This is a genomic window from Mycobacterium sp. IDUB_9 (assembly GCF_055419505.1).
The window spans coordinates 460,580-479,834 of record NZ_JBVAXU010000002.1; the positions used below are offsets into that span (position 1 = coordinate 460,580).

Annotated in this window: 23 protein-coding genes; 15 read left to right on the top strand and 8 right to left on the bottom strand. The window is 65.9% G+C overall.

All coding sequences use genetic code 11. The features are described 5' to 3' along the window. Complete coding sequence (locus tag ACZY08_RS10785) at positions 1-1,293, bottom strand: HNH endonuclease (RefSeq protein ID WP_463744854.1); 1,293 nt, start codon at positions 1,291-1,293, stop codon at positions 1-3. Positions 1,294-1,551: 258 nt separating this feature from the next. On the opposite strand from ACZY08_RS10785, the gene groES reads away from it, so the two are divergent. From groES to ACZY08_RS10805, 4 genes are all read left to right on the top strand, one after another. After that, complete coding sequence (gene groES, locus ACZY08_RS10790; RefSeq protein WP_163669842.1) at positions 1,552-1,854, top strand: co-chaperone GroES; 303 nt, start codon at positions 1,552-1,554, stop codon at positions 1,852-1,854. A gap of 85 nt (positions 1,855-1,939) precedes the next feature. Further along, the gene (gene groL, locus ACZY08_RS10795; RefSeq protein WP_463744853.1) at positions 1,940-3,559 is read left to right on the top strand and encodes a chaperonin GroEL; all 1,620 of its coding nucleotides are present in this window, start codon (positions 1,940-1,942) and stop codon (positions 3,557-3,559) included. 65 nt (positions 3,560-3,624) lie between these two features. After that, complete coding sequence (locus ACZY08_RS10800) at positions 3,625-5,121, top strand: adenylate/guanylate cyclase domain-containing protein (protein WP_463744852.1); 1,497 nt, start codon at positions 3,625-3,627, stop codon at positions 5,119-5,121. Between the two features lie 57 nt (positions 5,122-5,178). Then, positions 5,179-5,658: an SRPBCC family protein gene (locus ACZY08_RS10805; protein ID WP_463744851.1), complete on the top strand. Its 480-nt coding sequence runs from the start codon at positions 5,179-5,181 to the stop codon at positions 5,656-5,658. Here the strand turns inward: ACZY08_RS10805 and ACZY08_RS10810 are convergent. Next, entirely contained in the window at positions 5,621-6,166 is a 546-nt protein-coding gene (locus ACZY08_RS10810) for a hypothetical protein (protein WP_463744850.1), read from the bottom strand. The genes ACZY08_RS10805 and ACZY08_RS10810 overlap by 38 nt on opposite strands. Positions 6,167-6,244: 78 nt before the next feature. Further along, positions 6,245-6,910: a DUF6891 domain-containing protein gene (locus ACZY08_RS10815; RefSeq protein WP_463744849.1), complete on the bottom strand. Its 666-nt coding sequence runs from the start codon at positions 6,908-6,910 to the stop codon at positions 6,245-6,247. Positions 6,911-7,058: 148 nt separating this feature from the next. Here ACZY08_RS10815 and ACZY08_RS10820 point away from each other — a divergent pair, with 148 nt between their 5' ends. The 7 genes from ACZY08_RS10820 (at position 7,059) to ACZY08_RS10850 (ending at position 13,147) form a co-directional block, all read left to right on the top strand. Continuing rightward, positions 7,059-8,510: an FAD-dependent oxidoreductase gene (locus ACZY08_RS10820; protein WP_463744848.1), complete on the top strand. Its 1,452-nt coding sequence runs from the start codon at positions 7,059-7,061 to the stop codon at positions 8,508-8,510. A gap of 11 nt (positions 8,511-8,521) precedes the next feature. Beyond that, positions 8,522-9,115 (top strand): HD domain-containing protein, encoded by a 594-nt coding sequence (locus tag ACZY08_RS10825; RefSeq protein ID WP_463744847.1) that lies wholly within the window; start codon positions 8,522-8,524, stop codon positions 9,113-9,115. Positions 9,116-9,506: 391 nt separating this feature from the next. Next, positions 9,507-9,839 carry a hypothetical protein gene (locus tag ACZY08_RS10830; protein ID WP_454788815.1) on the top strand — a complete coding sequence of 111 codons (333 nt, stop codon included), beginning with the start codon at positions 9,507-9,509 and terminating at the stop codon, positions 9,837-9,839. 44 nt (positions 9,840-9,883) lie between these two features. After that, positions 9,884-10,246: a heme-binding protein gene (locus ACZY08_RS10835; RefSeq protein WP_454788816.1), complete on the top strand. Its 363-nt coding sequence runs from the start codon at positions 9,884-9,886 to the stop codon at positions 10,244-10,246. Positions 10,247-10,283: 37 nt separating this feature from the next. Further along, positions 10,284-11,063, top strand: coding sequence for a bestrophin-like domain (locus tag ACZY08_RS10840; RefSeq protein ID WP_463744846.1), 780 nt, complete (start codon positions 10,284-10,286; stop codon positions 11,061-11,063). A gap of 249 nt (positions 11,064-11,312) precedes the next feature. Then, entirely contained in the window at positions 11,313-12,347 is a 1,035-nt protein-coding gene (locus tag ACZY08_RS10845; protein WP_463744845.1) for a zinc-binding dehydrogenase, read from the top strand. Next, positions 12,344-13,147, top strand: a complete 804-nt coding sequence (locus ACZY08_RS10850; protein ID WP_463744844.1) for an enoyl-CoA hydratase — start codon at positions 12,344-12,346, stop codon at positions 13,145-13,147. Before ACZY08_RS10845 ends, ACZY08_RS10850 begins: the two co-directional genes overlap by 4 nt. Here ACZY08_RS10850 and ACZY08_RS10855 read toward each other — a convergent pair. The 3 genes from ACZY08_RS10855 to ACZY08_RS10865 form a co-directional block, all read right to left on the bottom strand. Next, positions 13,116-13,523, bottom strand: coding sequence for a nitroreductase family deazaflavin-dependent oxidoreductase (locus tag ACZY08_RS10855; RefSeq protein WP_463744843.1), 408 nt, complete (start codon positions 13,521-13,523; stop codon positions 13,116-13,118). The two genes, ACZY08_RS10850 and ACZY08_RS10855, sit on opposite strands and share 32 nt — an antisense overlap. Positions 13,524-13,565: 42 nt before the next feature. Further along, the gene (locus ACZY08_RS10860) at positions 13,566-13,994 is read right to left on the bottom strand and encodes an OsmC family protein (protein WP_463744842.1); all 429 of its coding nucleotides are present in this window, start codon (positions 13,992-13,994) and stop codon (positions 13,566-13,568) included. 91 nt (positions 13,995-14,085) lie between these two features. Then, positions 14,086-14,952 (bottom strand): sigma-70 family RNA polymerase sigma factor, encoded by an 867-nt coding sequence (locus ACZY08_RS10865; RefSeq protein ID WP_463744841.1) that lies wholly within the window; start codon positions 14,950-14,952, stop codon positions 14,086-14,088. A 77-nt stretch (positions 14,953-15,029) separates the two neighbouring features. Here ACZY08_RS10865 and ACZY08_RS10870 point away from each other — a divergent pair, with 77 nt between their 5' ends. Next, positions 15,030-15,392 (top strand): DoxX family protein, encoded by a 363-nt coding sequence (locus tag ACZY08_RS10870; RefSeq protein WP_463745288.1) that lies wholly within the window; start codon positions 15,030-15,032, stop codon positions 15,390-15,392. A 73-nt stretch (positions 15,393-15,465) separates the two neighbouring features. Here ACZY08_RS10870 and ACZY08_RS10875 read toward each other — a convergent pair whose 3' ends face one another. Further along, positions 15,466-15,756 carry a WhiB family transcriptional regulator gene (locus ACZY08_RS10875; RefSeq protein ID WP_454788825.1) on the bottom strand — a complete coding sequence of 97 codons (291 nt, stop codon included), beginning with the start codon at positions 15,754-15,756 and terminating at the stop codon, positions 15,466-15,468. 435 nt (positions 15,757-16,191) lie between these two features. Between ACZY08_RS10875 and ACZY08_RS10880 the strand changes: the two genes are divergently transcribed. From ACZY08_RS10880 to ACZY08_RS10890, 3 genes are all read left to right on the top strand, one after another. Continuing rightward, positions 16,192-16,989: a hypothetical protein gene (locus tag ACZY08_RS10880; RefSeq protein ID WP_463744840.1), complete on the top strand. Its 798-nt coding sequence runs from the start codon at positions 16,192-16,194 to the stop codon at positions 16,987-16,989. A gap of 101 nt (positions 16,990-17,090) precedes the next feature. Further along, positions 17,091-17,669, top strand: coding sequence for a sigma-70 family RNA polymerase sigma factor (locus tag ACZY08_RS10885; RefSeq protein WP_463744839.1), 579 nt, complete (start codon positions 17,091-17,093; stop codon positions 17,667-17,669). After that, positions 17,662-18,828 (top strand): anti-sigma-D factor RsdA, encoded by a 1,167-nt coding sequence (locus ACZY08_RS10890; protein WP_463744838.1) that lies wholly within the window; start codon positions 17,662-17,664, stop codon positions 18,826-18,828. Before ACZY08_RS10885 ends, ACZY08_RS10890 begins: the two co-directional genes overlap by 8 nt. On the opposite strand, the gene ACZY08_RS10895 is transcribed toward ACZY08_RS10890, so the two are convergent. Next, entirely contained in the window at positions 18,819-19,223 is a 405-nt protein-coding gene (locus ACZY08_RS10895) for a DUF5319 domain-containing protein (RefSeq protein ID WP_069404784.1), read from the bottom strand. The genes ACZY08_RS10890 and ACZY08_RS10895 overlap by 10 nt on opposite strands. Positions 19,224-19,255: the final 32 nt, after the last annotated feature.

The window sequence follows — 19,255 nt, forward strand, 5'->3', positions numbered from 1 at the left end:
CTATGCGGCCGCGTGGATGTTCACGACATGGATGTCGCTGGTGAACAGCCTTGCGCTCATCGGTAGCGGTGGGGCGGTACTTCGATACGTTCGGCCGGTCGGTGTGGTGATTTCAGTGGTGTGCCGGCCGTACCGGTCGTAGCTGGTCAACGTCTGCCAGTCGGCACATTCCTTCGTGTAATTGCACCTCTCGCAAAGCCCTTGGCCGTTGGCAGCACTGGTCGCGCCGCCATCGGCGTGCCGGGTGATGTGGTCGACGTGCCGTACCGGTGCATCGCAGTACGGGGTCCGGCACGTCTGGTCGCGCAACTTGATGAGCCAGCGCAGGCCCTTGGGGAACTTGCGGGCCGTCGACTCGAGGGCCACAAGGTTGCCGGTGCGGGGATTGGCGTACAGACGTCGAACCGCGGCCTCGGCCTGTGGGTCGAGGACTGCGGCCCAGGTCATCCGCCGAGCCACCTCGGCCGGGATCGGACCGTATCCGTCGAGGATGGCGGGCTCGGAACCCTGGGCCAACAAGCTTTCGTCGGACATCACCAGGTTGAGGGTGACGGGGACCGCGTCACCGACCTCCCGACCGGTGACGCGACGATAGAAAGTATCGGCCAACAACGGGCCCCGCCCGTCGCATCCTGCCCCGGCGGCGATTGAGGCGGAGGCAGCGGCCGCGGCGCCTACCTGCAGCGACTCGTACACCGTCTGACCTTCGGCCGCCGTCAGCAAGGCCGTGACGTATGCCATGTTGTGCGGGGCGGGACGAAGCGTGACCGTGCGGTCCACTTCGTGGCGGCTGATGCTGTCCAGTACCGCTGCGCTGTCGAGCCGGAACGCGGTCCGGCCGGCCTCCGCTTCGATCTTCTTGTCGCCGAGGCCGTCCAAATTCGAGGGGTCGGAGCACAGTTCGGCATCCATCGCACGCCGATATTCGGGGCGCAGGCACGCGGCATGGTCCGCGATGATCATGGCCCGGTTTTCCGTGAGGGCCCCTGACTGCAGCGCGGCCAGGGTGTAGGGCATGTCGTCGACGAGAATTCGCGAAATCTTCAGATACTTGGCTCCGTGCCACGGCGATGCATTGCGGGCCAGGCCGACTTCGGAAGCCAGGCCTCTACCGCGCTTGGCGGCGGGCACACCCTGAGCGGCCCTGTGTGCATGACGTTTGGCTTCCAGCATCGCGGTCACCCGTGCCTGCCCGGCGGCGATGCTCGAAACCGCTCGGTTCATCGCCGCGAGCTGATCGACCAACGCCTCCTCGGTGGCATTGGGATCGATCGTGAAGCTCGACCCGAACATATGTTCGATAGTAGTGCGGCAAGGTTGTCGACGCAACCGTTGGCGACTTCAGTCCTCGGCGAGTTCTGACAGCACGCACAGGCCCACCCTTGAGTGCTAGCACTCGCATGTATAGAGTGCTAGGTGGCACGCGGCCAACCTCCAGCGCCGGCACCCGCGACGACGGAGCGAGGGGCACGGGCGCATGCCGAACACCTGGTTAACCCGAGGGCCCCGGAGCACACCGGGACTCGATACCCCAACAAGTGGAGGGCTTCCATCGTGGCAGTCAACATCAAGCCACTCGAGGACAAGATCCTCGTTCAGGCCAACGCGGCCGAGACCACGACCGCTTCCGGTCTGGTCATCCCCGACACCGCCAAGGAAAAGCCGCAGGAAGGCACCGTCGTCGCAGTTGGCCCCGGCCGCTGGGATGAGGATGGCGAGAAGCGGATCCCCCTGGACGTTGCCGAGGGCGACACCGTCATCTACAGCAAGTACGGCGGCACCGAGATCAAGTACAACGGCGAGGAGTACCTGATCCTCTCCGCGCGTGACGTGCTGGCTGTCGTCAACAAGTAATCACTCGTGTAACCGCCCCGGAGATCCCCGTGTTCAGCGCGGGTGATGTCCGGGGCGGTATGCGTTCTCAAGCAGAAAGACATCTATGAGCAAGCAGATTGAGTTCAACGAGACTGCGCGCCGTGCCATGGAAGCGGGTGTCGACAAGCTGGCCAACGCGGTCAAGGTGACCCTGGGTCCCCGCGGCCGCTACGTGGTGCTGGCCAAGGCTTTCGGTGGACCACAGATCACCAACGACGGTGTCACTGTTGCCCGCGAGATCGACCTGGAAGACCCGTTCGAGAACCTGGGCGCCCAGCTGGTGAAGTCGGTGGCCACCAAGACCAACGACGTCGCCGGCGACGGCACCACCACCGCCACCGTGCTGGCTCAGGCCCTGGTCAAGACCGGGCTCCGCCATGTCGCGGCGGGCGCCAACCCGATCGAGCTGGGCCTGGGTATCGGCAAGGCCGCGGACGCGGTGTCCGAGGCCCTGCTGGCCGCGGCCACCCCGGTGTCGGACAAGAACTCCATCGCGCAGGTCGCCACGGTGTCCTCGCGTGACGAGCAGATCGGTGAGCTCGTCGGCGAGGCCATGACCAAGGTCGGCCACGACGGTGTGGTCACCATCGAGGAGTCCTCGACGCTGAACACCGAGCTCGAGGTCACCGAGGGCGTCGGCTTCGACAAGGGCTTCATCTCGGCCTACTTCGTCAACGATTTCGACTCGCAGGAAGCAGTGCTCGAGGACGCGGTGGTGCTGCTGCACCGCGACAAGGTCAGCTCGCTGCCCGACTTGCTGCCGCTGTTGGAGAAGGTCGCCGAGGCCGGCAAGCCCCTGCTGATCATCGCCGAAGACGTCGAGGGCGAGGCCCTGTCCACGCTCGTCGTCAACGCCATCCGCAAGACGCTCAAGGCCGTCGCCGTCAAGGCGCCGTTCTTCGGTGATCGTCGTAAGGCGTTCCTGGACGATCTGGCGGTCGTCACCGGCGGCCAGGTTGTCAACCCCGATGTGGGCCTGGTGCTGCGCGAGGCCGGTCTGGACGTGCTGGGTTCCGCCCGCCGCGTGGTGGTCACCAAGGACAGCACCGTGATCGTCGATGGTGGCGGCTCCAAGGACGCGGTCGCCGATCGCGTCAAGCAGCTGAAGGCCGAGATCGAGTCCACTGATTCGGACTGGGATCGGGAGAAGTTGCAGGAGCGGCTGGCCAAGCTGTCCGGCGGCGTCGCGGTGATCAAGGTCGGCGCGGCCACCGAGACCGACCTGAAGAAGCGCAAGGAAGCGGTCGAGGACGCCGTCTCGGCGGCCAAGGCTGCCGTCGAGGAGGGCATCGTCACCGGCGGTGGCGCCGCCCTCGTGCAGGCCCGCGCGGCCCTCGACAAGCTGCGTGGCGAGGTCAAGGGCGACGAGGCACTCGGTGTCGACGTGTTCTCCTCGGCGCTGTCGGCTCCGCTGTACTGGATTGCCACCAACGCCGGCCTGGACGGTTCGGTCGTGGTGAACAAGGTCAGCGAGCTGCCCAACGGGCAGGGCTTCAACGCCGCCACCCTGACCTACGGTGATCTGGTCGCCGAGGGCATCGTGGACCCGGTCAAGGTGACCCGCTCCGCGGTGCTCAACGCCGCATCGGTGGCGCGCATGATCCTGACGACCGAGACGGCCATCGTGGACAAGCCTGCCGAAGAAGAAGATCACGGGCACGGCCATCACGGCCACGCTCACTAGAAGTAGTTCGCTAGGAGTAGTCCGAAACACCCCCGGCCATCAGGCCGGGGGTGTTTTGTTTCGACATGGACCGGATCTTTCAGTGGGTGTGGGATCGGTATGGGCCGGTGTACTCCTGGGCGATCTGCGTACTGGTCTTCCTTGCGGGGCTGTCGGTTTACGTCGCCTACCCGATAGTCATCGTCGCCTTCGAAGGATCCGATCGCTACATCGAGGCGGTCGCCGTCGCTTTTGCCGCCATGCTGCTGCGGGTTTACCTGCTGGTGCTCCCGGGCTCGAAGCCGTTGCGTCTGATCGAAAGGTGGGCGGCAGGCCACGAGGTCGATCCGATGGAGGCGCTCCGTGCCACCTTCAGCTACGGGCGCAAGACAGCAGCCCGAGCACTCGCAACCGATGTCGTCTGGGCGCCCTGCGTCGGGGTTGGTGTCGCCGCGATCGCCGGCGCGTCCGGGTGGCGGCTGGTCCAGTACGCGATTTTCGGTGCCGTATACGGAGCGGCGATCGGAGTGATCGGTGTGCACAGCTTCAGCGAGGGGTCGCTGCGGCCAGTGCGGGCCGAGATCGCCGGTGACACAGGGATTGGCGACTCGCTGCCGCGCTCCCACCCGACTTTTGCCGCGTGGTCCAACATCACCATGCTCGCGATGGCACTCGCGTTCGGCACCGGGACCGCGCTTACCGCGTCCGCGATCGACCGCGCCCGCCAGGACCCTGTTGTCTCCGTCGTGATCGGGTGTGCGTTGATGCTGATTGCCGGGCCGATAGCGGTCATGGTGACGTCGCCCTTCCTGCGACCGATCCGCGACCTTGCACAGGGGACTGAGCGTGTTGCCGCCGGCGACTACAGCCAACGTCTGCCTGTAGTCCAGGACGACGATCTGGGTGCACTCTCGGCGTCGTTCAACCGGATGCAGGCGGGTTTGGCTGAGCGGCAACGGCTTCAGGCCGCGTTCGGGACCTATGTCGATCCGGCTTTGGCGGCGCGGCTACTCGAGCAGGGTGACGACATTTTCACCGGTGAGCGGCGGGACGTCACGGTGTTGTTCGTCGATATCCGCGATTTCACCCCGTTCGCCGAGACCAACAGTGCCGAGGACACCGTCGCCCGGCTCAACGCGCTCTTCGAGATCGTGGTGCCCGCGGTCGTCGATGCCGGTGGGCATGTGAACAAGTTCCTCGGCGACGGTGCGCTCGCGGTCTTCGGAGCACCGAACGTCCTTGCGCGTCATGCCGATGCGGCGGTGAGCGCCGCCGTGCTGATTCATCGGGTTGTCAGTGAGGGATTCGGTGGTGAGCTTCGGATCGGGATCGGCATCAACACCGGTGTGGTGATCGCCGGGACCATCGGTGGAGGAGGCAAGCTGGAATTCACATTGATCGGCGACGCCGTCAACGTGGCCGCCCGTGTCGAGCAGCTGACCAAGACGACCGGTGATTCGATCCTGCTCACCCAGTCGACCGCCGACGCATTGGACGTGCGCCCACCCGGACTCACCGACCGGGGGTTTCACGAGCTGAAGGGCAAGTCAGCCGCGGTGAAGGTGTTCGGGCTCAGCCCATAGCCCCACTGCGCCGAGCCTTCGCGATGAGTTTGTGAACCGCCGCCGGTCGGTAGGGGTATGACTGACGAAACCATGAGCGCCACGTGCACCATCAATGCGCCGGCCGAAACCGTGTTCGCGGTGCTGGCCGACCCGACCACTCATCAGGCGATCGATGGCACCGGCTGGGTGCGCGAGTCGCTTGACGGTAAGCCGCTGACCGAAACCGGGCAGATCTTCCGGATGGCGATGTACCACGACAACTACGGCGGCATGCACTACGAGATGGCCAACCGGGTCGAGGTTTTCGAGCCGCCGCAAGCGATCGCATGGCTGCCCGGCCAAGGCGCTGACGACGCCGCCATCGAGTTCGGCGGCTGGATCTGGCGCTATGACCTTGAGCCGCGCGGTGACGACCGGACCGAGGTCACCCTCACATACGACTGGTCGGCGGTGCCGCCCGCACTTCGCGAAGAGATCGAGTTCCCGCCGTTCGACCGGCAGCATCTGGACAACTCGCTCAAGCACCTGGCCGGGTTGGCGCAAGATCGGACGTAGCCGTGGGCTGAATGGATACCAGTCGGACCGCGTCCTGCCGTGTGTCGTCAGCCACGAACCGGACCACGATGCTTTCCGCAGGAAACTTGGTAGCCAGGTCATTCAGCGTCCTGGGCAGGAAGACCCTCGCCTTCGCGTTGCCGTACCAATTGGGGTTGGAGGGGGAGGTGTCGAGACTGCCGACCTTGTCGATCTCGGTGTCCCATTCTTGAACCGGATCCGGCGGTGTTTCGCCGAATCCGGCCGATTTCAGGTACGCATCTGCTTGTCCGGCAAGGGTGATCGCCGTGCTGCCGCCGACCGGTGTCCCGGTGATCGTCCCGTCGATGACATCGGCCGTCACCGATGTCAGCCGCGCAGTGCACACGTTGTCGACGACGTTGGGCGGCACGCAGAATCCGGGCAGCGGAGCCGCGTGGGCTGGGGCGACGTTCAGGACGGCGGGGATCGCCAGTGCTGCTGTGGCAGCACCGATGAGCGCCTTCGCCCGGCGGCGATCGTTCGGCATTGAGGTCCCCCTCCTTCGGGCACCCTTCACGGGTGTTGAATTGTATTTCGGCTCACCCATCGCCACAGTTACAGATCGTCAGCTCTCGATAGGCGCGTACCAGTCGGCGTTGGTGAGCAGCACCCGTGTCCCCAGGTCCCGATTCCATTCCGGCTCGATGCCGTGGCGACGCACGATGGGGAAGACGACCTCGTCGAGCATCCGCACCACGTCACCGAAATACAGGTCCTCCTTCGCCTGATCGCTGAGCCGGTTGTATGCGTCCTCGTCGAAGTTCTCGGGCTCGAACGCTCCATAGCCGATGTAGGTGGAGCCGTCCTCGATCAGGCGATCGGTGTCCTGGCTGTGGAAGTAGATGAACCCGGTCCAATGGCGGCTGTCGTCGCGCTCATCGCCGATCTCGGCCGACGCGCAGGTTCCGCAGCAGGAAAAGTCGGCCCGCGCGACCACGCCGTTGGTGTTGAGCTCCTCGAACGCCGCCTGGGTCCGCGACCGGTAGTCGCCGATCTCGGTCTGCTGGCGCAGCCTCGCTTCGCGCAGAGCGGCGAAGGCGTTGGTGAGTTGCTCGTCGGTGAGCTGGTAATCGCCGGCGTAGTTGTCGAGGAACTCCTCGACATCGTCGTTGCCGGTGACGAGCATTCCCCAGATCTCGGAGGTGAGGGTCGCGCGGTCGTCCGCGTCCAGCGCGAGGTCGGGGAGTGCGGCGTGGACCGGGATCACGTTCGGGTTCGACGGTGCGCTCACTGCGCTGGGCCTCCAGATGTGCTGTCGGAACCGGGCGATCGCCCGGCGGTGGTGATCGTAACGGCGGAACCGAATCGGTATCGGACCGAGATCACGACACGTCATGCGGCAGTGCGGTTTTTCACATCACGTAGCCCACAATTCGGACATGACGGAACCGCGGGAGTCGCCGCGCGGGGTCTCGCGTCAGACGTTCCTGCGCGGGGCCGTCGGGGCTTTGGCCGTCGGCGCGGTATTCGGGTCGAGCCGGGCCAGTGCCGAGCCGGCCGGCTGGGGCGACCTCGCCGCCGCCATCAATGGGAAAGTGGTCCTGCCGGACAACGGCGGGCAGTTCGCCTCGGCCAAAAGTGTTTTCAACACCAACTTCAACGGCCTGACGCCCGCTGCGGTGGTGACCCCGGCATCGGCGGCCGACGTGCAGCGGGCGATGGAATTCGCTGCGGCACATAACCTCAAGGTCGCTCCACGCGGCGGCGGGCACTCCTATGTGGGCGCGTCGACGGCGAACGGCACGATGGTCATGGACCTGCGCCAACTGCCCGGCGATATCAATTACGACGCGGCGACCGGGCGTGTCACGGTGACACCCGCGACCGGTCTGTACGCGATCCACCAAACTCTGGCCGGAGCCGGCCGGGGGATCCCGACGGGTACCTGCCCGACGGTCGGCGCTGCCGGACACGCTCTGGGCGGTGGGCTGGGCGCCCAGTCGCGGCACGCGGGCTTGATGAGTGATCAATTGGTCTCGGCGACCGTGGTGCTGCCCGGCGGTGCCGGTGTCACGGCGTCGGCCAACGAACATCCGGATCTGTACTGGGCGTTGCGCGGCGGAGGTGGCGGTAATTTCGGGGTGACGACGGCGCTGACCTTCGCCACCTTCCCTACCAGCGACGTGGATGTCGTCGGCCTGCATTTCCCGTTGGAGGCCTTCGCGCAGGTCCTTCTCGGGTGGCAGAACTGGCTGCGTACCGCCGACCGCAACAGCTGGGCGCTGGCCGACACCATCACCGATCTGCAGGGCGCGCACTGCCGCATCCTGGCGACGTGTCCCGCCGGGTCGGGCAACAGCGTGGGAGCTGCTGTGATCAAGGCAGTAGGGCTGCAGCCGGCCGGGACCGAGAACCGCACATTCAACTACCTGGATCTGGTGAAGTTTCTGGCCGCCGACAATCTCAATCCGTCGCCGCTCGGCTATGTCGGTGGATCCGACGTGTTCCCGACGATCACCCCGGCCGCAGCCCAGGGAATCGCCGCGGCGTTCAACGCCTTCCCTGCAGGGGCGGGCCGCCCGATCGTGATCATGCACGCACTCGATGGTGCGTTGGCCACCGTGGGCTCGGGTGACACCGCCTTTCCGTGGCGGCGGCAGTCCGCGCTGGTGCAGTGGTACGTGGAAACTTCCGGTTCACCTGCGGCGGCGGCCAATTGGCTGAACACCGCTCACCAGGCGGTGGCACCGTATTCGGCCGGCGGCTACGTCAACTATCTCGAAGCGAACCAGCCCGCGTCGCGGTATTTCGGTGCCAACCTGTCCCGCTTGGCAGCCACCCGGCAGAAATATGACCCGGGCCGGATCATGTTCTCGGGCTTGAACTTCTGAGAGAGGCCGCCATGGACGAGAAGTCTCCGCAGACCCCGGCGGCCGTGGCCGCACTTGCGGTGGCGACCCGTTTCTACACGCCCGCCTTGTTGAACCACTGTGCGCGTTCGTATCTGTGGGGCGTGAAGTATGCCGCCGCGCACGACATCGCCTTCGACGACGAGCTCTATTACGTCTCGGCGATGCTGCACGACCTCGGTTTGACCGACCCGTTCGACAGCCACCGAGTCGAGTTCGAGGTGGCGGGCGGTGACCTGGCCTGGGTGTTCGGGGTGGCAGCCGGTTGGCCTGCGGACCGGGCTGCCAGGGCGACCGAGATCATCGTTCTGCACATGCGCGACGACGTTTCGGCTTCTGCCGATCCCGAGTCCCACCTCCTGCAGGTCGCCACTGCGTGGGACGTCGCCGGTCGCCGGCCGGAGGAGTTCCCCACCGAGACGAGGCTGGAGATATTCGCGCGCTATCCCAGGCAAGGTTTCGGCAGTGAATTCATTGCGTGCTTCGAGGATCAGGCGAGGCGCAAACCGGGTGGCGCCGCTGCCGTATCGGTGGCCAACAATGGTGCCGAACGCATCAGAGCCAATCCTTTGGACACCTTGGCGTAGCCGCTTCAATCTCCGGCGCAGTCGATTTCACGTGCTCCGCCCAAGAGAGGTGTAGCGGACTACTCGTGCGTGCGTGGCCGCCAATGCACCTTCGGACCGCAAGACACACAAGCGATTTCGATACCGGTGTTCGGGACCGGGATGTTCGTCGCAGTGACCAATCAAGGGCAGCGCAATCAGCGTGTGGACGGCAAGGTCTACTGCATCCGCGAGATTCCCTGATCGAAATCGGTTGCGACGCAAAGAGAAAGCGTGCTCGCATGCTTTCCGAGTCAAGAAGGAGGCGGCGCGATTACCGTCATGGGCGTCAATACTCTACATACTCGCTGGTAGTGCGGTATAAATCCGTGCATATGGGTGGACCCCGACCAAACTGACAAAGGGGGCGGGCGTGCGAACACCACAGCGCTATCTGGTTTTGGGACTGCTGTCGGCGATGGTCCCGTTGGGGGTCGTCACCACCACAGCACCTCCGGCGAAGGCGGAATGCACAAGTTCGGGCTATGCCACGGTCTGTGCGCAGGGAGACGTGCGCGGTGCAGATGGCGTGCCACGAGCAGCAACACCGGTCGTGCCCTATCCCTGTGACTACGACTGGTATTGCGACACCGGGTGGGATCTCGATGTCGCCTGGGATCCGGGCGGGCCTGGCCGCCCAGGTGGGCCTGGTGGTCCGGGCGGCCCCGGCCGTCCGGGTGGCGGTGGCGGCATCGGACCGCGTTGAGGAGCTACGTCATGAACCGTGGACAACTTGCTGAAGGAGCCAACATGTCGCTCTCACGTCTCACGCGGCGCGCAGCCGGCGCCGCGATCGGTGCCGGTGTGTTCGCCGGCCTGACACTTCTGACTGCTGCGGCGGCCGCGGCAGATCCACCCGTCCCGCCGCCGTGCACGGCCGCTGAAATGGCGCGCGTGATGTCGGGTGTCTCCTTCGAGACCTCGAATTATCTGACCGCTCACCCTGACACCAACGACTTCTTCACCAGTCTCAAGGGACAACCGAAGGATCAGATCGGAAAACAGGTTCGAAGCTACCTGGAGGCCAATCCCGCCGTGCAGGACGACCTCGCCCGCATCAGGCAACCGGGCGCCGACTTCCGACAGCGCTGCGGACTTCCCGCGATTCCCTGATGATTTGATGTTCGTTGGCCCGAGGCCGAGGTGAGCGATGGGCGGCTTGAGCCTGCCGGGGTTGTGGTTGTTTCTGGCCGTGGTTCTCGCTGGGTCGGTCTTGTTGGCTGTCGTGAGTGTTTGGATTGCCAACAAGACCGTGTACCGGCCGGGCGTCAAGACGCAGACGGGCACACTGTCACCGTTTCTGACCACCGTTGCCCTCGTTTACGGCACGCTGTTGGGTTTCACGGTTGTCGTCGCATGGGAGCAGTTCTCCTCGGCGGAGGAGAACGTCACCAATGAGTCATCGACTCTGGCGACGATGTACCGGCAGACGGTGAGCCTGCCGGGGCCTGAGCAGGTGCGAATCCGGGGACTGCTGCGTACCTACACCGTCGCCGCGCAGGCCGAGTGGGATACGCGGCAACGCGTTGTCGCGAGTGGTTCGGCGCGAGGGGCGATCACCGACATGTACCGCGTATTGGGTCGGGAAGGGCCCACCGCCCACCCGGTCAACGCGGAGATTCGCGATCAGCTCAATGTCTTGACATCGCAACGGAACACGAGAGTCCTGGATGCGAAGCCTCGGATACCGGGTCTGCTGTGGAGCGGTCTGCTGTTCGGGGCTGTCCTTCTCATCGGGCTCATCGGCTTTACTCACCTCGGCAATGCGGTGAGTCACATGATTCTGTCGAGCGCGATCGCCATCCTGCTCGGCCTGCTGCTGTTCCTCATCTTCTGGCTGGACCATCCGTTCGGGGAGCAGCTTGGCGTTACGCCGGCATTGCTCGACTACGCGGTGCAGGTCTTCGACGGCGTCGATCAAGGCAAGTAGACGGTGCGAAGGTCGCCATGTGACCGGAAGTTCTTCCATCCCATAGATTTCCTGTTGGTTCTGAAAAGGCAGCTCGTCAACGGGGACCGTCAGGGAGAGTCCTGGCAATCGACGGGCACGTCACCGGCGGTCTGGGTCATGTGCACGAACCGTGTAGGGCTGCCCTTTCAGTCCCGTGGCCTTGCCCACCGGCCTAGCCTCGAAGACGATGTGTCTCACTTGCCACCCGAACGAGTGAAGGAACCGAACATGCGAGCAACCGTGATGTATGGAGCCGGTGACGTGCGGGTCGAGAACGTGCCCGACGCGACCTTGAAGGAGCCGACCGACGCAATCGTGCGCGTCACCAGCGCCTGTATCTGCGGCAGTGACCTGTGGCCGTACCAGTCCATGCCGCACAAGGACGGCGGCCGGCGGATGGGCCACGAATTCATCGGCATCGTCGAGGACGTCGGTGCCGACGTGTCCGGGCTTCGTCGCGGCGATCTGGTGGTGGCGCCCTTCGTATGGGCGGACAACACCTGTGACTTCTGCCAGGAGGGATTGCAGACGTCGTGCCGCCACGGCGGCGGGTGGGGCGCCCCCGGCGTCGATGCCGGCCAGGGCGAGGCCGTACGCGTTCCGCAGGCGCAGGGCACGCTGGTGAAGCTTCCGGTAGCGGAGGACTCAGCGCTCATGCCCTCCCTCCTGACGTTGTCCGACGTCTTCTGCACCGGTCACCACGGCGTGGTGACTGCCAGGGTGGGGCCGGGATCTTCGGTGACCGTCATCGGTGACGGTGCGGTGGGGTTGTGCGCGGTGCTGGCCGCCAAGCGGTTGGGCGCCGAGCAGATCATCCTGAACGGACGACACACCGTCCGGACCGACCTGGGCCGCGAGTTCGGCGCCACCGACGTGGTACCGGAACGTGGTGATGAAGCCGTCGAGAGAATCCGTGAACTGACCGGTGGTGACGGGACGCATGCGGTGATCGAATGCGTCGGGACCGAGCCGTCGCTCGCCACCGCCCTCGATGCGGTGCGTGCCGGTGGCCGCGTCAGCCGGCTGGGGGTATCTCAATACACTGAGGTGCCAATGGGTTTCGGAACCTTCTTCCGTAACGTCACCCTCACCGGCGGCGTCGCACCGGCCCGCGCCTACATCGAGGAACTGATGCCCGATGTTCTCGACGGCACCATCGAGCCCGGTCGGGTCTTCGACCGCACCATCGGCCTGGACGACACCCCCGCCGGCTACCGCGCCATGGCCGACCGTGAGGCCCTCAAGGTGTTGATCGAGCCATGACTCTGCTGCTGCACGATCGTGACGACCGTGGCGTCGTCACCCTCACCCTCAACCGCTCCCAAGCCTTCAACGCGCTGTCCGAGGCGATGCTGAACGCGTTGGGTGAGGCCATTGATGCACTGGCCGAAGACGAGACTGTGCGGGCCGTGATCCTCGGCGCTTCGGGCAAGGCCTTCTGCGCCGGCCATGACCTCAAGGAAATGCGGGCGGAGCCGTCACTGGCGTACTACGAGCAATTGTTCGAACAGTGCACCGACGTGATGCTGTCCATCCAGCGCCTGCCGGTGCCGGTGGTCGCCCGGGTTCAAGGTCTCGCGACGGCAGCGGGATGCCAGCTTGTCGCGATGTGTGATCTCGCGGTGGCAGCTCGGGATGCCCGTTTCGCGGTCAGCGGTGTCAACGTCGGGCTCTTCTGCGCAACCCCGGGAGTCGCGCTGTCGCGCAACGTGCCTCGCAAGGTCGCCTTCGAGATGCTGGTGACCGGCGAGTTCATCTCTGCCGAGCAGGCTTGCGCGCTGGGATTGGTGAACCGCGTGGCTGCGGCTGAGGCCCTGGACGACGAGATCGAGGCGCTGGTCGCGAGCATCGTGGCGAAACCCCGCGTCGCGGTCGCGATGGGAAAGGCGTTGTTCTACCGGCAGATTGACGTCGACATCGAGTCCGCCTACGCCGATGCGGGGCAGACGATGGCCTGCAACATGATGGACCCGAGTGCCCTCGAGGGGGTGCAGGCCTTCATCGACAAGCGCCCCCCGGCGTGGCCGGGCCTCAGCGGCGCTGCAATTCGATCACCGGGATGATCCGGGCGGTCTTGGTCTGGTACTCCCCGAATCCCGGGGCCTTCTCGACGATGCGTGGGTAGGCGGAGTCGCGCTCGGCCAGCGACATCTCCCGGGCATGCACGTCGTAGGCGTCGGTGCCGATCTCGACGTGGGCATCGGGATGCGCGCGCAGATTGTGCAACCACGCCGGGTCGACGTCAGCACCCGCGTACGAGCCGACGATGGCGAGTTTCCCGTCGATGTCGAATGCCATGACCGGGTTGACGCGCTCCTTGCCGGACTTGGCGCCGGTGGTGTGAAGCAGGAGCAGCGTTGCCCCCTCGAAAGGGCCGCCGACCTTGCCGCCGTTGGCGCGAAACTCGGCGATGATGTTGTCATTCCAGTTGTCTGCCATGGTTTCCTTCCTACGCCTGGGCAGCGCAACGGTGCAGTGAGATCACGAAATCGCGGTCGTGGTGATGTGGACGGACGTGGTCAGGGTCTGATGCACGGGACAACGTTCGGCAATGTCCATGAGCCGCTGCCGTTGCATCTCGTCGAGCTCGCCGATCAGCTCGATCTCGCGATCGATGTGATCGAGCATGCCCTTGGTGGTTTCACAGTCCGCACAGTCTTTGGCATGAATACGTGAGTGACGCAACGTCACTCGCACTTGCTCAAGCGGCCAACCCTTGCGGTTTGCGTACATCCGCACCGTCATCGACGTACACGCGCCCAGACCGGCCAACACCAGGTCATAGGGATTGGGGCCGGCATCGTCGCCCACGGGGAGGGGTTCGTCGGCGATGAATTCGTGGCGCCCGACAGTGATCTGTTGGGTGTAGGTACCGGCGCCTGTTTCGGCCACGGTCACGTCTGTTGTCATGCCCACGAGTCTCCGTGAGCAGACACACAACTGCCTCCAAATGCTGATTTTTGGGCAGTTTTGTGTCTGCTCGCGAGAGAATCGAGAGAATTCAGCCCACCAACCTCACGTCGACCGCCGCCAGGCGGTCCGGGTCGCCGATGATGTCGATGCCGTGAATCCGTCCGTCACGGATGTCAAGGCGCAGTAGGGACTTCAGCCGGCCTGCGGGTGCGATGACGATACCCGCGGCGCCGTCGAGGACGGCGACCTCACCGCCCCGCGCTGTCGCGGCGAACATCTTGGATTCCTCGACAAACTCCCGGGCGCCGCGCAGCTGGACGGGGAGGTGTCCGCCGACGAGCACGCGATCCACGCGGCGCACCACGTCGGGATCGAGAATCTCCAACAACGCATCGAGGTCGCCCTCTCGCGAGGCGGCCAGGAATGTCCGAGCGATCTCGAGGTGCTCGGCGGTGGGGCGAGCCGCGACGGCCGCACCATGCACCCGCTCCCGGGCCCGGCTGGCCAGTTTCTTCGCAGCCGTCGGCGTGCGATCGAGCAGTGCGGCGATGTCGTCGAACGGCACCGCGAAGGCGTCGTGCAAAACGAAGGCCACCCGCTGGGCGGGGGAGAGCCGGTCGAGCACCACGAGCAGGGCGCGGCCCACCGACTCGGCCATGGTCACCTCTTCGTCGGCGGCGGGGGCGACGGCAGTGGGAGGCGGCTCGTCGGCGCCGAGGGCCTCGGCACGCCGTTTCCGCTCCCGCAGTCGGTCGAGGCATTCGTGCGCGGTCACCGTGGTGAACCAGCCGGTCGGATTGCCCACGTCGGCGATGCCGCGCCGGCTGACCTTCAGCCACGCGGACTGGACCGCATCGTCGGCCTCGTGCACCGAACCGAGTAGCCGATGGGCGACCGCGCGCAATTGGTGCCGATCCTCCTCGAATCGGGCGGCGAGGGCCTCGAGGTCGGTCACAGCGTCACCTTTCGGGCGTGGGAAACGTCATCAAGGTGGACCACCACCGCTGCAACCGAACATGGGAGACGACCATCATGACCCTACAACTCGGCACGATCGCGGCCGTGATCGTCGCGATCGCCATCGCGGCCAATGGGGCGATGGCACTCGCGGACCTCGTCGGGGCCCGCTTCGTACTGGCCAACTCTGCAGAGGTCGGCGTCCCGCGGACCTGGGTACCGACGCTCGGGCTGCTCAAAGGCGCGGGCGCCGTCGGACTGCTTGTGGGTCTGTGGGCTTTCCCGCCGCTCGGCGTCGCCGCCGCGATCGGTCTGATCGCGTTCTTCGTCGGTGCCCTCATCACCCACATCCGCGCGCGGGTGTTCTACAACATTGCCTTCCCGGCCGCGTTCCTCGTGCTCGCGGTGCTGGCGCTGGGCGCCTTCGCGGCGGGCTGACCTCCAACTGCAAAGGCCCCACCCCTCGCGGGACGGAGCCTCTGCAGTTCGGAGTGTGAAGTTTGCTGTGGAGTCAGGCGCTGCGGCGGATGCCCCGCTTGAGCAAAAGCTCACGCTCGGCCTCGCTCAGCCCGCCCCAGATGCCATACGGCTCGCCGACGGCGAGCGCGTGGGAGCGGCACTGGGTGATCACCGGGCAACTGCGGCACATCTCCTTGGCGCGCACCTCACGCTGCGCCCGGGCGCGTCCACGTTCGCCGTCAGGATGGAAGAACACCGACGAATCGACTCCACGGCAAAGTCCCTGCATTTGCCAATCCCAGATATCCGCGTTGGGTCCGGGAAGTTGCTGCGGCTGCGGCATTTGGAAAACCCCTCTCTGCTCGCCCATTTCGCCAAAAGTGGGCGGGTATGAGTCGGTGGAACCGAACTGAGCACATGTCGCCGATGACCGCTCGTGCACACAAACTAGGGGGACCGAATAAAGCGAGTCAATACCTTGGCGGTGTGCCAAAGGACATAACCGCAGGTCGAGAATTTACATCACGTTCATCATTGTGACGCGGTGACGGAGACATCGGTGATGAGGATCTGCTAGAGGTCTTGAGGTTTTCCCTGTTGGGCCAGGCCGGGGCGTTGTATGCAATTCCGGGCAATCGACAGTTAGTTGACACGCCATTAACATTCGAGCCATCAATTGTTAACTAATGCGCATAGCGCAATATTCAATACCCGGTTCCGCCGGTATCCGGTTCCCACGGACCCTCGAATCGTTCCGTATTGATACCGTCGCCTACCGATGACGACATCCGCACCTGCTGCCTCGACGCTGGCCGACGCTGCTTTCGGGGCCGATCCGGGCCGCTGGCCGCTGCCCAGCGCGGCCACTCCGCACGAGCGCTGGCTGCGGGCTGTCGCCGCGGGTGGGCAGGGGCGCTACAGCTGTGCGCTCACCGAGCTCGCCGCGATCCTGCGGAGCCTGGATTCGGGTCCGCTGGTCTCACTTGCGCACAGCACCCGCGCGTCGTTTCTCCGCCAGCTGGGCGGCCACGCACGCGCTCGTGGCGCCGACGGTCAGGCGTGGGCTCACCGCGGTGACGACGACGAGGCCGCCGCCGACGCGCTCGTCGGGCTCGCCGCGGACGCCCTCGGGGTCGGGCGGTTCGCCGTATCGGCACGACTGCTCGACCGGGCGCGCGCCATCGACACTCCCGCCGGCTCGCGACAGCGGATCCGGCTGTCGTGGGTAGGTGCCGAACTGGCGATGGTTCAGGGCGACGGTGTGACGGCGGTCCAGCATGCCCGTTGCGGAGTCGCCGCGGCGGCCGGACACAGCTCGACGCGCCACGCCGTCAAATCCGAAGTCGTGCTGGCCGCAGCGCTGTGCAGCGCCGGCGAACTCGACGCTGCCCGGGACGTCGCCGACGCGGCCCTGCCGGCCACCGAGAAATCCGGGCTGATTCCGCTGCGTTGGGCCCTGGCCTGCGTGCTGGCCGACATCGGAAGTAGCACGCACGACGCTGCCCAAATCAGCCGGATCCGGGACCTCAGCGCCGATACAGTGCGTCGCAGAGGCGGGGTCTGGGCCGGCGCCTGAGCGCGGCACCGGCAGGGCACCGCCCCATTGATCGTTATTGTTTAGCTCAGCCAATCCGCCGCGAGTGTCGGTGCAACGTAACGCTGGAGAGATCGCCCACGATGACAAGTTCGGGAGACCGTCTCGACGTTGTCGTTGCTGAGGCAGTGGCAGGTGATCGAAACGCGCTCTCGGAAGTGCTGGAGATCATTCGGCCGATCGTCGTTCGGTACGTCAGGGCGAGGGTGGGGGCGACCGAGCGCAGTGGTCTATCAGCTGATGACGTTGCGCAGGAGGTGTGCTTGGCCGCCATTACGGCGCTGCCGCGCTACAAAGATCAGGGACGCCCGTTCCTGGCCTTTGTCTACGGCATCGCTGCGCACAAGGTTGCTGACGCGCATCGCGCGGCAGCCAGGAACCGTGCCGAGCCCACCGACGTGGTGCCCGAGCGATTTTCCCTTGACACGGGGCCCGAGCAATCCGCTCTCGACACCGAATCTTCTGAACGAATGGCCCGGCTGCTGGCCGTGCTGCCCGAGAAGCAGCGCGAGATCCTCATCCTGCGTGTCGTGGTCGGGATGAGCGCCGAGGAGACCGCCGAGGCCGTCGGGAGCACCGCCGGCGCCGTACGTGTCGCCCAGCACCGCGCACTGGCCAGGCTGAAGAACGAGATCATGGCGACGGGGCGGGATCATGCCTGACTTCGGCCGCTGGACCTCAAATGGTGGTGATCCGTCCCTCAACGAGATCAACCGGTCCGAGAAATTCATCGAGGCGCTGTCCCTCGAGCATCAGGTCTATGCGACCGACCGGGAGGAAGCCGAACTGGCCGTCCTGCTGGCCGGGTGGCGCGATGACGCACGCCGCACCCCGATGTCGGGTATCGCGCCGCCGCGTGAGGCCGTCAAAGCGCTCGACAAGGCCACCGCGCAGGGGCGGGTACGTTTCCCGATGGCGCTGGTGGGATCGATGGCCGCGGCCGTGCTGTGCCTCGGTGGATTCGGGGCGGCCGTGTACGGCTCCGGCCCCGGCGATGCCCTCTACGGCGTGCGCGGACTGGTCTTCGGGTCGGCGCCGGTGACGCGCGACGTGGGGGTCGAGCTGGCGTCGAGCGAGCTCAAACAAGTCCAGCAGCTGATCGACGACGGGCAGTGGGAACAGGCCCAGCAGAAGCTGCAGACCATCACCACCACTGTTGCCACCGTCGACGACCAGCAGCGCAAGCAGCAGCTCGTCGACCAGTGGCAGCAGCTGTCGGTCAAGGTGGAGAACCGCGACCCGAATGCGACCGTGCCGCCCGATGCGCCGCCGGTGGTGTTGCCCGAGGTGACGGTGACGACGACCCCGTCCGAGAGCACGCCAGGGGAGACTCCGACGTCCACACCGACGACCGGGCCATCGACGTCGCCGACGGAGCCCAGCCCGGGTTCGGAGACGTCCACGCCGTCGACGTCGCCGTCGGAGAACCCGACGTCCGCACCGACGTCGACCCCGTCCTCCTCGACCGCGGCACCGACACCGTCTAGCAGTGCCGAGCCGACGACGAGCGCCCCGGCGCCGGTGACAGCTCCCTCGTCACCGGTCACACAGTCGTCGGCGACGCATACGACGTCGGCCCCGACCACCTCGTCGGCGCCGGTGGTCGAAGTACCTCCGGCGACCACGACGACGGTCGCACCGTCCGTGGAGCCGACATCTGTGCCCTCAGCACCGCCGGCGCGCACGACGCCGGCCGCGCCCGCGGAGACCGGCAGTGGCGAAAGTCACGGAAGCCAGTCGGGCGGGCACGGCGGAGAAGGACCGGCCATGCCGGCGATCGAGGTGCCCCTGTTGCCGGGGCTAGGCGGTTCTCAGCGGTAGCCGTCGGTTTCCGACGTCGCCTCGTTGAGCGATGCGTCGGCGTAGCCGCGGCAGTAATCCCACGTCACGTAGGCGTCGGGTTCGGGATCGTAGGCCGGCTCGTGCGGGCGCACGGTGCCGTCGACAAGTAGTTGCAGCAGGTTGGCGCGGAGCATGTCCCAGTCGTGGTAGTGGTCCTGCTGGCATTCGTCGCAGCACACGACGAGGCCACGAATTCCCTTGTGTGCCAACAGCGCTTCGTACACCGCGAGATCGGCTAGATCAGCCTCGACAGCCGTCCGTTCCTGGGGGTCCAGAGGCTGGCCCGGCTCGATCGCGTCCAGCGCAGCAGAAGGATCGCAAGGATCATCGGCAAACGGATCGGGCGGCAAACCAGGGGGGAGGTGGTCACGCACGAGTCCCACACTACGCAGCCGTACTCCCATCG